At 72.8% G+C, this 12,645-nt stretch carries 11 protein-coding genes; 7 read left to right on the forward strand and 4 right to left on the reverse strand.

The window, feature by feature from the left end:
- Window positions 1-106 precede the first annotated feature (106 nt).
- Complete coding sequence (locus ACFWBD_RS02530) at window positions 107-622, forward strand: GNAT family N-acetyltransferase (RefSeq protein WP_385661567.1); 516 nt, start codon at window positions 107-109, stop codon at window positions 620-622.
- On the opposite strand, the gene ACFWBD_RS02535 is transcribed toward ACFWBD_RS02530, so the two are convergent.
- Window positions 615-2,660 carry a DHA2 family efflux MFS transporter permease subunit gene (locus ACFWBD_RS02535; RefSeq protein ID WP_385661570.1) on the reverse strand — a complete coding sequence of 682 codons (2,046 nt, stop codon included), beginning with the start codon at window positions 2,658-2,660 and terminating at the stop codon, window positions 615-617. The two genes, ACFWBD_RS02530 and ACFWBD_RS02535, sit on opposite strands and share 8 nt — an antisense overlap.
- 171 nt (window positions 2,661-2,831) lie before the next feature.
- Here ACFWBD_RS02535 and ACFWBD_RS02540 point away from each other — a divergent pair, with 171 nt between their 5' ends.
- Window positions 2,832-4,295 carry a peptidoglycan-binding protein gene (locus tag ACFWBD_RS02540; RefSeq protein WP_385661572.1) on the forward strand — a complete coding sequence of 488 codons (1,464 nt, stop codon included), beginning with the start codon at window positions 2,832-2,834 and terminating at the stop codon, window positions 4,293-4,295.
- A 241-nt stretch (window positions 4,296-4,536) separates the two neighbouring features.
- Here the strand turns inward: ACFWBD_RS02540 and ACFWBD_RS02545 are convergent, their stop codons facing one another.
- The gene (locus ACFWBD_RS02545; RefSeq protein ID WP_385661575.1) at window positions 4,537-5,184 is read right to left on the reverse strand and encodes an HAD-IA family hydrolase; all 648 of its coding nucleotides are present in this window, start codon (window positions 5,182-5,184) and stop codon (window positions 4,537-4,539) included.
- A 152-nt stretch (window positions 5,185-5,336) separates the two neighbouring features.
- Window positions 5,337-5,918, reverse strand: a complete 582-nt coding sequence (locus ACFWBD_RS02550; RefSeq protein ID WP_385661576.1) for a TMEM165/GDT1 family protein — start codon at window positions 5,916-5,918, stop codon at window positions 5,337-5,339.
- Window positions 5,919-6,295: 377 nt separating this feature from the next.
- Between ACFWBD_RS02550 and ACFWBD_RS02555 the strand changes: the two genes are divergently transcribed.
- The 5 genes from ACFWBD_RS02555 to ACFWBD_RS02575 all read left to right on the forward strand — a co-directional run bounded on the left by ACFWBD_RS02555 (window position 6,296) and on the right by ACFWBD_RS02575 (window position 12,328).
- Window positions 6,296-6,940: an HNH endonuclease family protein gene (locus ACFWBD_RS02555; RefSeq protein WP_355708353.1), complete on the forward strand. Its 645-nt coding sequence runs from the start codon at window positions 6,296-6,298 to the stop codon at window positions 6,938-6,940.
- Between the two features lie 78 nt (window positions 6,941-7,018).
- On the forward strand, window positions 7,019-8,665 hold the full coding sequence (locus ACFWBD_RS02560) for an alkaline phosphatase D family protein (RefSeq protein WP_385661579.1): 1,647 nt from the start codon (window positions 7,019-7,021) through the stop codon (window positions 8,663-8,665).
- Window positions 8,666-8,815: 150 nt separating this feature from the next.
- The gene (locus ACFWBD_RS02565; protein ID WP_385661582.1) at window positions 8,816-10,906 is read left to right on the forward strand and encodes an FAD/NAD(P)-binding protein; all 2,091 of its coding nucleotides are present in this window, start codon (window positions 8,816-8,818) and stop codon (window positions 10,904-10,906) included.
- Window positions 10,907-11,009: 103 nt separating this feature from the next.
- On the forward strand, window positions 11,010-11,465 hold the full coding sequence (locus tag ACFWBD_RS02570) for a DoxX family protein (RefSeq protein WP_385661583.1): 456 nt from the start codon (window positions 11,010-11,012) through the stop codon (window positions 11,463-11,465).
- A gap of 248 nt (window positions 11,466-11,713) precedes the next feature.
- Window positions 11,714-12,328 carry a DedA family protein gene (locus ACFWBD_RS02575; RefSeq protein ID WP_385661586.1) on the forward strand — a complete coding sequence of 205 codons (615 nt, stop codon included), beginning with the start codon at window positions 11,714-11,716 and terminating at the stop codon, window positions 12,326-12,328.
- 18 nt (window positions 12,329-12,346) lie between these two features.
- Here the strand turns inward: ACFWBD_RS02575 and ACFWBD_RS02580 are convergent, their stop codons facing one another.
- On the reverse strand, window positions 12,347-12,583 hold the full coding sequence (locus ACFWBD_RS02580; RefSeq protein WP_351753275.1) for a DUF2277 domain-containing protein: 237 nt from the start codon (window positions 12,581-12,583) through the stop codon (window positions 12,347-12,349).
- Window positions 12,584-12,645: the final 62 nt, after the last annotated feature.

Below are 12,645 nucleotides of genomic sequence, written 5' to 3' on the forward strand. Positions count from 1 at the left end.
GGCCTCCGCACCGCCCCTCCCGAACGGCCCCGGGAAAATCCCGGGACGAGGTTGCCGGCGCATATTCGGTTGCCGGCCCGCCGGGTCGCCTTCGGACAATGTCGGTATGACGACGTCGCAGACCTGGACCATCACCGCCGAAGCCTTCGACGCCCCGGCCGCCCGCGCCCTCTGGCGGGCGTACTACACCGAGGTCAGCGACCGCTACTACCTGCTGCACGAAGGGCGCAGGACCGACCCGGTCGAGCTGGAGCGGGAGATCGCCGCCCACCCCGGCGCCGAACTCGCCCCGCCCGACGGGCGGTTGCTCGTGGGGCGGTACGGCGGTGAGCCGGCCGGCACCGCGGGCGTACGGCTACGGGGCGGCGGCACCGCCGAGCTCACCCGGGTGTTCGTCCGGGCGGAGCTGCGCGGCCGGGGCGGCGCGGCGCTCCTCGTCCGGGGCGCCGAGGACGCCGCCCGCGCGCTCGGCGCCACCCGGATGATCCTCGACACCCGCGGGGACCTCGTCGAGGCCCGTGCCCTGTACGCCCGGCTGGGCTACGCGGAGACCGAGCCGCACAACGCGGACCCGTACGCCGACCACTGGTTCGGCAAGTCGCTCGGCCAGGACCTCAGGTGAGCCGGTGGTCGGGCACCACCCGCCCGCCGTACGGCTGTTCCCGGTCCGAGCCGCACAGCTCGCTGTTCAGTTCCCTGACCAGCTGGACCAGGTCGGTGGGCCGGTCCGGGCCCCACCAGTCGCCGAGCAGCTCGGCAAGGGACTCCTCGCGGACCTCGGCGAGCCGGTCGGCGACCACGCGGCCCTCGTCGGTCAGCACCATGTCGAGGCCCTCGCGCACCGCGAGCCCGCCCCCCTCGACCTGACGGACGGCCTCGATGATCGTCGGCAGCGGGACGGTCGTGCGGTCGGCCAGCATCGCCGGTTCGACGCTGCCGCAGCGTTTGATCCGCAGCAGCAGCCAGCTCGATGCCGGAAGGAGGTCCTGGCCGGCCCGGGCGGTGATCTTCCGGTAGATCTCTCGGCGGCCCTCCCGGGTGCCGAGGACGGACAGCGCACGGCACACCTCGTCGTACGAGGACCGTTCCACCGGGTTGCTGGCGAGGGTCTCCGTCACGTCGGGCGCGGTGACCGAGCCGCGCAGCGGGTCCTCCTTGAGGAACCAGGCCAGGACGAAGCCGACGAGGGCGACGGGGGCGGCGTACAGGAAGACGTCGGTGATGGCGGACGCGTAGGCGTCCAGGGCCTGCGGCCGCAGAGTCGACGGCAGCTCGGCGATGCCGCGCGGGTCGGACTCGAGTCCGTCCACCGAGATCCCGGACGGGAGTTGCCCGCCCCGGAAGGCGTCCGTGAGCTTGTCGCCGAGGCGGCCGGAGAAGATCGTGCCGAAGATCGCGACGCCGAAGGAGGCGCCGATCGAGCGGAAGAAGGTCGCGCCGGAGGTGGCGACGCCGAGATCCTCGTACGCGACGGCGTTCTGCACGATCAGCACCAGCACCTGCATGACCAGGCCGAGGCCGAGACCGAACACGAAGAAGCAGGCGCTCATCGCTCCCGTGGAGCTGTGCTCGTCGAGCCGGTGCAGCAGGAGCAGGCCGAGCGTGGTGACGCCGGTTCCGGCGACCGGGAACACCTTCCAGCGGCCGGTGCGGCTGACGATCTGCCCGGAGGCGGTGGACGCCAGCAGCAGGCCCGCCACCATCGGCAGCATGTGCACGCCGGACAGGGTCGGCGAGACGCCCTGCACCACCTGGAGGAACGTCGGCAGGTAGGTCATCGCGCCGAACATCGCGAACCCGACGATGAAGCTGATCACCGCGGAGAGGGTGAAGGTGCGGATGCGGAACAGTTTCAGGGGGAGCACCGGTTCGGCCGCCCGCCGTTCCGCGGCCACGAACGCCACGATCAGGAGCACGCCCAGCACCGTCAGGCCGACGATCTGCGGCGAGGCCCAGTCCCAGGTGGTGCCGCCGAGCGACGCCACCAGGACCAGGCAGGTGGCGACCGCGGCGATGAGGAAGGTGCCGAGGTAGTCGATGACGTGCTTCGTCGACTTGCGCGGGATGTGCAGGACGGCCGCGATGACGGCGAGGGCGACGACGCCGACCGGCAGGTTGACGTAGAACACCCAACGCCAGCTCAGATGTTCGGTGAACAGGCCGCCCAGCAGCGGGCCGAGAACGCTCGTGGCGCCGAACACCGCGCCGAACAGACCCTGGTAGCGGCCGCGGTCGCGCGGCGGGACGAGGTCGCCGACGATCGCCATCGACAGCACCATCAGGCCGCCGCCGCCCAGTCCCTGGAGCCCGCGGAAGGCGATCAGCTGCGGCATGTTTTGCGCCATTCCGCACAGCGCCGAACCGATCAGGAAGATGACGATCGCGATCTGGAACAGCCTCTTGCGCCCGTACTGGTCACCGAGTTTGCCCCACAGCGGGGTCGCGGCCGTCGACGCCAGCAGATACGCGGTGACCACCCATGACAGGTGCTCCATACCACCGAGCTCGCTGACGATCGTGGGGAGGGCGGTCGACACGATCGTCTGGTCCAGGGCGGCGAGCAGCATGCCGAGCAGGAGGGCGCCGATGGAGACGAGAACGTTTCCGGACACGTGTTCCTCGCGCGGATCCGCCGCCCTGCTGTGCGCGTCCAAGACCATGGATGCCTCCCGAGGCTCTGGTGACCCTCTCCATCGTGATCGGTGTGACCCGTTATGGCCTCTTGAGTCCTCTTGCGTCCTGACGGAATACGACATTCCGGGGGTCGCGGGCGGCGGGGCGTGTGGAGGATCTGCATAATCTCTGGAGTTTGAATGGGGAGGGACGAACACGTGATCGATCCGACGGGGCACCAGGGGCGCTCGGGGCAGCAAGGGCTGCCGTGCCCGGAGTGCGGAGTGCTCCGCGCGCTCGACAACACCCCGTCCTGCGCCTGCGCCCGGCGCGCCTCCGATGCCCAGCGCGACACGCGCACGACGGAGGCGGCCGCCGCCGAGGACTTCGATCCGCTGCGAATACGGCCCTACGTCGAGCTGGGCACCGAGGCCGGGGGCGAGCCCGCAGGCACGTTCGGGGACGAGCCGGGGGCCACGTTCGGGGCCAGGGCCGCGGGCAACTTCGGGGCCGGGGCCGCAGGCAACTTCGGGGCCGGGGCCGCAGGCAACTTCGGGGCCGGGGCCGCAGGCAACTTCGGGGCCGGGGCCGCAGGCACCTTCGAGGCCCCGGCCGCAGGCACCTTCGAGGGCGAGCCCGGGGCCACCTTCGGGGCCAGGGCCGCGGGCAACTTCGGGGCCGGGGCCGCAGGCACCTTCGGGGGCGAGCCCGAGGCCACGTTCGGGGCCGGGGCCGCAGGCACCTTCGGGAGCGAGCCCGGGGCCACCTTCGAGGCCGGGGCCGCAGGCAACTTCGGGGCCGGGGCGAGCGGCTCCGCCGACGCGGCCGACGTGACCATGCCGCTGCCGACCGTGCCAGCCGCTCCCGCCGCTTCGGCCGTTCCGGCTGTTCCGGCCGACGCGACGATGCCCCTGCGCACCGTGCACCCCACGGGCCCGGCGCCGGACATGACGGCGGCGCTGCCCACTCCCCTGGCGTCGTCCGCCTCCGAGCCGAGCACGACCGATCTGAGCCTGTTCGAGGCGGCGGTCGTCGGCGTCGCACACCCCGACGACGAGGAACCGCACCGCCCGCGCCGTCGCCGCACGCTGCTGATCGCGACGACCGCGGCCGTCGTGGCCGTGGTGGCGGCGGCCGGGTTCGCCTCCGGACTGTTCACCTACGAGAAACCCACGCGGGACGGGGCCACTCCCGAGGATGTGCGGGCGGCCGTGCCGGACGCCTCGACCAGCGCCGCCTCGGCATCGGCGTCGCCGAGTCGCTCCGCGTCCCCGTCGGCCTCCGAGGCCTCGCCCTCGCCTTCCGAGAGCGAGAGTCCGTCGCCCTCCCCGTCGGAGTCGAGCGCCTCGCCCTCGGCGTCCCCGTCGGCCGAGGCCGGCCAGGCCACGCCGACCGCCCGCGCGACCGGCTCCCTGGCGCCCGGGAACGGGGCCGACAACGAGGACGACCCCACCGACGCGGTCGTCCTGCGGCGCGGCGACACGGGTGCCGAGGTGACCGAACTCCAGCTGCGGCTGCGCCAGCTGTTCCTCTACAACGGCGAGGCCGACGGCACGTTCACCGCCGAGGTCGAGGACGCCCTGCGCAACTACCAGTGGTCCCGGGGCACGACGGAGGACGGCATGGGTGTCTACGGGTCACTGACCCGCGCCCGCCTGGAATCGGAGACGACGGAACCGTAGCCCCCGCGGAACCCCAGCCCCAGCGCGCCGCACATAACGAGGATCCGCACCCCGGAGCCCCGGAGCCACCGCCCCCACCGCGCCCCACGCCAAGTGGATCCGCAGCCCCCACCGCGCCCCACGCCAAGTGGATCCGCAGCCCCCACCGCGCCTCACGCGCAGTGGATCCTTACCCCGGAGCCCCGGAGCCACCGCCCCCACCGCGCCCCACGCCAAGCGGATCCGCAGCCCCCACCGCGCCTCACGCGCAGTGGATCCGCACTCCGGGCTCGTCCGATTCCACCCGCACCTGTCGCAGATCGCGGACCAGCACGTCGGGTCCGTGCGCGGCCGCTCGCGGTCCCACTCCCACGACCCGCATCCCGGCGGCCCGGCCGGCGGCGATGCCCGCCCCGGAGTCCTCGAACACCACGCAGTCGGCCGGGGCGATCCCCAGCTCGGCCGCGCCCTTCAGAAAGCCCTCGGGGTCCGGCTTGCTCGCGCCCACCGACTCCGCGGTGACGCGCACGTCCGGGAGTGCCAGTCCGGCCGCGGCCATCCGGGCCGTCGACAGCGGGACGTCCGCCGAGGTGACCAGCGCGTGCGGGACGCCCGACAGGGAGGCGAGGAACTCCGGCGCGCCGGGCACCGGCACGACGCCGTCCATGTCGGCGGTCTCCTCCGCCAGCATCCGCGCGTTGTCCGCGTGGTTCAGGTGCACCGGCCGGCTGGGCAGCAGTACGGCCATCGAGGCGTACCCCTGCCGGCCGTGGACGACCTTCATGACCTCGTCGCCGTCGAGCCCGTGCGCGTCTGCCCAGCGCCGCCAGACCCGCTCCACGACGGCGTCGGAGTTCACGAGGGTGCCGTCCATGTCGAGCAGGAGGGCGCGGGCGGTCAGGACCGGCATCAGCAGCTCCAGGTGGGAAGAGACAAGGCGGCCCCGCCCGCCGGTCAGGGAAAACGGACGGGAGCCACTTTGTTTCCCTACGGTACAAAACATTCCGGGTCCACCGCCACCCCGGCCACGAAGTGCCGCAGAGGGTTCACCCGCCGTTCAGCTCAGCCGGTGATCGCCTCCCACAGGCTCCACACCCCGAGCGCCAGCATCAGCAGTGCCGCGATCTGCGTGATCAGCTTCAGCGGCACCCGCTTCATCAGCGCCTTTCCGCCGACGATGCCGAGTCCGGCCACCGACCACAGTGCCAGCACCGCACCCAGTCCGACGGAGAGCGGATCGTCATAGCGGGCGGCGAGGTTCGCCGTCATGATCTGGGTGAGATCGCCGAACTCGGCGACGAGGATCAGCATGAAGCCCGCGCCCGCGACCTTCCAGAAGGACTGGTTCTCCGGCCGCCGGACCTCTTCCTCGCCCTCGTCCTTCTTCAGCAGCAGCACCGCCGCGCCGCCCAGGAACAGCACACCGGTCAGCGCGTGCACGAGCTGCTGCGGGAGCAGGGTCAGCACACTGCCCGCCGCGACGGCCAGCACGACATGCAGCGTGAAGGCGGCGGCGACTCCGGCGAAGACGTAGGAGGCGCGGTAGCGGGTGCCGAGGACGAGACCGGCGAGCGCGGTCTTGTCCGGTAGTTCCGCCAGGAAGACGACGCCGAAGACGAGCGCCGTCACGGTGATGCTGATCAAGGTTCCTCAATCGGTCGGGGGCCGCCCCGCCGAGAGTCCTGAGCGTTCAGGAAAGAAGACACCTCGGCACGGCAGCACACATGTCATCCGTGCCGTGGGGCACGGATGTGCACTGCTTGCCGAAGGTCTCGCTGGCCGACCCTGTGACGGGTCCGCCTCCGGGCGCCGGCTCAGACGAGCTGAGCAGTATGTCGACGGTCCGGCGAAGAGCTACTCCCCTTCTGCGTTCCCCATTGTACGAGATCGTTCTGCCATAAACCTTGTCGTGTCATGTACGTGTCACTAGCTTCTAACCGGACGCACATCTCCCCGCAATGTGCGGCCGCGAGCATTCCCTCGCTCGCGCTCCAACACCCCGCCTCCCCCATGGAGTTCGCATGTCGAAGTTCTACGCGCGTGGACGGCTGAGCATAGTCGCCGCCCTCACCGGCCTCATAGCCTCGGTCGGGCTTCTCAACTCCCCGACCGCCTCCGCCGCGCTCCCCACCCCGGTGAGCGCCGCCACCGCCCGCACCTACCTCGCCTCGCTCACCGTGAAGACCGAGAGCCGCACCGGCTACGACCGCGACCTGTTCCCCACCTGGATCACCATCAGCGGCACGTGCAACACCCGTGAGTACATCCTCAAGCGGGACGGTACGAACGTCGTCACCAACTCCGCCTGCACCGCCACCAGCGGCAGCTGGTACTCCCCGTACGACGGCGCCACCTGGACCGCCGCCTCCGACCTCGACATCGACCACATGGTGCCGCTCGCCGAGGCCTGGGACTCCGGGGCCAGCGCCTGGACCACCGCCCAGCGCCAGGCCTTCGCCAACGACGTCACCCGCCCGCAGCTGATCGCCGTCACGGACAACGTGAACCAGTCCAAGAGCGACCAGGACCCCGCCGAGTGGATGCCGTCGGTCACCTCGTACCGCTGCACCTACGTCCGCGCCTGGGTGCAGGTGAAGTACTACTACAACCTCGCGGTCGACTCCGCCGAGAAGAGCGCGCTCACCAGCTACCTCGCGAGCTGCTGATCGACTCGTGACCGCAGGGATCTCGCCACTCCCCTCCGTCGTTCCGTACCGTACGGGGCGACGGAGGAGGGTGATCGCGTGGCCGAACTGCGGCTGGGACCACTACTGAGATACGCCGACGGCTCGACGGCGACCGTATGGGTCGAGGCGAGCCGCCCGTGCACCACCGAGGTGCGCTGCGCGGACGGCGCGGGCGGCACCGCCCACACCTTCCAGGTGGCGGGCCACCACTACGCCCTCGTCCAGGTGACGGGCCTGACGGCGGGCACGGCCACGGCGTACGAGGTGCTCCTCGACGGCGCCCGCGTGTGGCCGCTGCCCGACTCCGGCTTCCCGCCCTCGGAGATCCGCACCCCCGCCGCGGTCGGCGCCGACGCCGACGGCGACGGGGTCCGGGTGGCGTTCGGCTCCTGCCGCTGGGCGGCGCCCCCGGCCGGCGGGCACGACCCCGTGGGTCCCGACGCCCTCGACAGCCTGGCCGCGCGCCTCGCCGCCGATCCGGCGGCCGAACGGCCCGACGTACTGCTGCTCCTCGGCGACCAGGTGTACGCCGACGAGGTCTCCGACGCGACCAAGGAGCGCATCTCCGCCCGGCGCGGCCTCACCGACGCGCCGGGCGCCGAGGTCGCGGACTTCGAGGAGTACACCTGGCTCTACTACGAGTCCTGGCTCGACCCCGAGGTGCGCTGGCTGCTGTCCACCGTGCCCAGCTGCATGGTCTTCGACGACCATGACGTCATCGACGACTGGAACACCTCCGCCTCCTGGCTGGCCGACATGCGGGCCACCCCCTGGTGGCGCGAGCGGCTGCTGAGCGGCCTGATGTCGTACTGGGTGCACCAGCATCTCGGGAACCTCTCCCCGGCCGAGCTGGCCGCCGACCCGCTCTACGCCGCCGTCCGCGAGGCCTCCGACGGCACCGACGCGCTGCGCGCCTTCGCCTGCCGCGCCGACGCGGACCCGGCGTCCGTGCGGTGGAGCTACCGGCGCGACTTCGGGCGCGTGCGGCTGCTGATGGTCGACAGCAGGGCGGCGCGGGTCCTCGACGAGGACGGGCGCTCGATGCTCCACCCGGGCGAGTGGACCTGGCTGCGCGAGCAGACCCTCGACGGTCCCGGCTCCTACGACCACCTCCTGATCGGCACCTCGCTGCCCTGGCTGCTGCCGCATCTGGTGCACGACGCCGAGGAGTGGGACGCGGCGCTGTGCCGGGGCGAGCGCGGGGCGCGCTGGGCCCGTATCGGGGAGAAGGTGCGGCGGGGGGCGGATCTGGAGCACTGGGCGGCCTTCCCGCAGTCCTTCGCCGCGCTGGCGGAGCTGATCGCCGAGACGGGAACGGGGACGGGGGCGCCGGCGAGCGTGCTCGTGCTCTCCGGGGACGTGCACCACGCGTACGTGGCCGAGCCGTACTGGCACGAGGGCGACGGCCCCGACGCGCGGGTGCTCCAGCTCACCTGCTCCCCCGTGCACAACTCGGTCCCCCTGTCGATCCGGGTGGGCTTCCGCTTCGGCTGGAGCGCCGTCGCCCGGGCGCTCGGCCGGCGGCTGCGTCGGCACGGCCGCTGCCCCCGGTCACCCGTCGGCTGGCGCAAGAAGGGCGGGCCGTGGTTCGGCAACCAGCTCATGTTCCTCACCCTGCGCGGGCGTTCGGCCCGGCTGCGGCTGGAGCAGGCGCAGGGTGACGGGTCGTTGAGGACGGTGCGGGAGTCCGACCTGACTCCCTGAGGCGGAACAACCGGGGTGCCCGGGGTCCGCGTTGGCTTCCGTGACGGCCGACGGCATGATGAGGCGGACCGTCCGCTTCCACCGCGGTCTGGTGGACGGTCCGCTCCATAGCGCCCCACACGCCCGGGAGTCACCCTCTTGCCCCCCTCAGTGAACGCAGACCGAGCCGGCGTCGGCGAGCCCGCGCCGGACGCGAACGCGACACCGTCGGTCACCGTCTCCGTCGCCCTCGTCGGCGCCGGACCGCGCGGCACCAGCGTCCTGGAACGCCTCTGCGCCTCCGCCCCCGACCTCCTTCCGCCCGGGACGCGGCTGACGGTCCACGTCGTCGATCCCGCCCCGCCGGGACCGGGCCGCGTATGGCGCGCCGCCCAGTCGCGGGAGCTGCTGATGAACACCGTGGCCTCACAGGTGACCCTGTTCACCGACGACAGCGTGGACTGCGCGGGCCCGATCCGCCCGGGCCCGAGTCTGCACGCGTGGGCGGCCGGCGAGCTGGGCCCCGACGAGTACCCGACCCGCGCGCACTACGGCCGCTACCTGGAGTGGGTGTTCGCCCGGACCGTGCGCCGGGCCCCGCCGTCGGTGCGCGTCGAGACGCACGCGGCCCGCGCGGTACGGCTCGACGACGCCGCCGACGGCCGCCAGGTCCTCACCCTGGACGACGGCCGGATCCTGCTCGGCCTGTCCGCCGTCGTCCTCGCCCAGGGGCATCTGCCGGTGGTCGCCGACACCGCCCAGCGACGCCACACCGCCTACGCGCGACGGCACGGCCTGCGGCACGTCCCGCCCGCCAACCCGGCCGACGTCGACCTCTGCGCGCTCGCCCCCGGCGAACCGGTGCTGCTGCGCGGTCTGGGCCTGAACTTCTTCGACCACCTGGCCCTGCTGACCACCGGCCGGGGCGGCCGCTTCGTCCCCGTCCCCGCCCCCGCCCATGCCGGCGCCCATGCCGGCACCGGGCGGGCCGCCCTGCGCTATCTGCCCTCCGGTCACGAGCCGCGCCTGTACGCCGGCTCCCGGCGCGGCATCCCGTACCAGGCGCGTGGCGACAACGCCAAGGGGCCGTACGGCCGTCACCGCCCGCTCGTGCTGACCCCGGAGGTGATCGCTGGTTTCCGCGAGCGCGCGGACTCCGGCGAGGCGCCCGACTTCCTGGCCGAGATATGGCCGTTGGTGGCGAAGGAGGTGGAGACGGTCTACTACGCGGCCCTGCTGCGGGACCCGGCGCGGCCCGGCCTCGCGGAGGGCTGCACGGAGAGCTGCGCGGCAAGCTGCGCGGAGCGCTTCGTGCGGGAGTTCTCGGCCGTCCCGCACCGCCACGCCCAGGAGGCCGGGATACTCGACGGCTTCGGGATACCGCGGGCCGACCGCTGGAGCTGGGACCGGATCTCCCGGCCGTACACGGGACGGCGGTTCGCGCATCCGGGGCAGTGGCGGGACTGGCTGCTCGGGTATCTGCGCAGGGACGCGGAGGACGCCGCCCGGGGCAATGTGGACGGCCCCGCGAAGGCGGCCCTGGACGTCCTGCGCGACCTGCGCAACGAGCTGCGGCTGATCGTCGACCACGCCGGTCTGACCGGCGCCTCCCGCCGGGACCACCTGGACCGCTGGTACACCCCGCTGAACGCCTTCCTGTCCATCGGCCCGCCGCGCCGCCGCGTGGAGGAACTGGCCGCTCTGGTGGAGGCGGGGGTGGTGGAGGTGCTCGGCCCCCGGCTGGAGGTGCGGGAGGAGGACGGGGCCTGGCGGGCGCACGCGCCGGAGGTGCCGGGGTCGGCCGTCCGGGTGACGACGATCGTCGAGGCGCGGCTTCCGGAACCGGATCTGCGACGCACCGCCGACGACCTGCTGGCACGGCTGCTGAAGACCGGGCAGTGCCGTCCCCACACGGTGGACGGCTATGTGACCGGGGGCCTGGACGTGACCCCGCGTCCCTACCACCTGATTGACCGTCAAGGTCGGTCTCACACAAGGCGGTTGGCTTTCGGAGTGCCCACGGAAGGGGTGCACTGGGTCACCGCGGCGGGTGCCCGCCCAGGGGTGGATTCGGTCACACTTTCGGATGCGGACGCGGTGGCGAGAGCCGCTCTCCGCACGGCGATCCGGGAGGTCGAACCCCAGCCGGAACCCCCGGAACCCCTGACAGGACCCCGGTCGCAACCGCAACCGGAACACCGAACGGAACCTCGTACGGAACCCGGTCCGTGGCTAAAAGTTGAACTTGCAAGCATCGATTAGGTGCGCCTAACGTGTGTCGCTCATTCGGTACCGCCGCCCCCACCGACCGGTCCTTCCCCCATCCGGGACCGGCCAGACCGACACCGAAGGAGCACCCCCCACCATGTCCGCTCGCCTCAACACCGCACAGCCGTACGCGGTCGGCCTCTTCCGCATCGTCGTAGGCCTGCTCTTCGCCTGCCACGGCGCGGCCTCGCTCTTCGGCGTCCTCGGCGGCGCCGCGGGCACCGACGGCGGCACGCTCGACGCCGGCGCCTGGCCCGGCTGGTACGCCGCCGTGATCCAGCTGGTCTGCGGCAGCCTGGTGCTGCTCGGCCTCGGCACCCGGGCCGCCGCGTTCCTGGCCTCGGGCTCCATGGCGTACGCCTACTTCGACGTGCACCAGTCGAGCGCCCTGTGGCCGATCCAGAACGGCGGCGAGGCCTCCGCGATGTTCTGCTGGGCCTTCCTGCTGCTGGTGTTCACCGGTTCCGGCGCCCTCGGCCTGGACCGCCTGTTCGCCGGCCGCCCGGCCACCGAGCGGGAGTCCGCGGCGCGAAAGGCCACGGTTTCCGCCTGACCTCGTCGTGACGGCACCGTGATCCAGGCACCGTGATCCGCGGTCACCCGGGCTCTTCCGAGGCCCGGGTGACCGCGGATCAGCACGCGCGCCCCGGGTGAACGTGGTGTGCCGAACACACGAGCCCCCCGTGAATCCGCTGTCACACCCCAGGCGTACGCTGTATGGCTGGCATTGGCCGCACCTGCCGCTCCCCCGCGACACAGCGGCACGGTCGGCCGTCACGGGGGAGACACGGGGAGTCAGTGGTGTTCGAAAGTGTGGGGGCCTTGCTCGGCAGCCCATGGATCTACGCGGTGGTGGGCCTGTCGGTCCTCCTCGACGTGTTCCTGCCGGTACTGCCCAGCGGAGTGCTCGTCATCACGGCGGCCACGGCCGCGGCGGCGGGCTCGGGCGCGGCGACCGGCCAGGTCCCGCACGACGTACCGGACATCATGGTCCTGATCCTCTCCGCGACGACCGCCTCGGTGCTGGGCGACCTGGTGGCCTACCGGCTGGCCTGGCGCGGCGGCGAACGCCTGGACCGTGCGATCTCCCGCTCCCGTCGGCTGACCACCGCGCAGGAACGTCTCGGCGAGACGCTGGCCCGGGGCGGCGGCGCCCTCGTCGTGCTGGCCCGCTTCGCCCCCGCCGGCCGTTCCGTCGTCTCCCTCATCGCGGGCGCCGCCCATCGCCGCCCCCGCGAGTTCCTCCCTTGGTCCGCCCTGGCCGGCCTCTCCTGGGCGGGCTACAGCGCCGCCCTCGGCTACTTCGGCGCGCACTGGCTGGGCACGACATGGCTGGCGACCGGGGTGTCGCTGCTCGCGCTGTTCGGCGCGGGGGCCGGTGCGGCGTACGTCATGCGACGGCAGCCGGCGGCCTAGGACCCGACCGGCCGGGCGCTACGTGCGGGCTGCCTCGCCCCGGTGGGCCCCGCGCACCTCCAGCCCGTCCAGCAGTTCCGCCGTGGCCGCGGCGATGACCTCGACCGCTCGCTCGAACACCTCCCGGTTGTGCTCGGCCGGCGCCCGGAAGCCGGACACCTTACGGACGTACTGAAGGGCTGCGGCGCGCACATCGTCCTCCGTCGCCTTCTCGGGCAGGGCGGGGGGACGCAGCGTCTTGATGCTCCGGCACATGTCTCCCAGTCTCCCCCGGCACCCCGCCCTCGTGCCATGATCGCCTCCGAGGCGGCCACCGC

The sequence above is a fragment of the Streptomyces sp. NPDC060002 genome (genome assembly GCF_042737245.1).
In the GTDB taxonomy this organism is placed as follows: Bacteria; Actinomycetota; Actinomycetes; order Streptomycetales; family Streptomycetaceae; genus Streptomyces.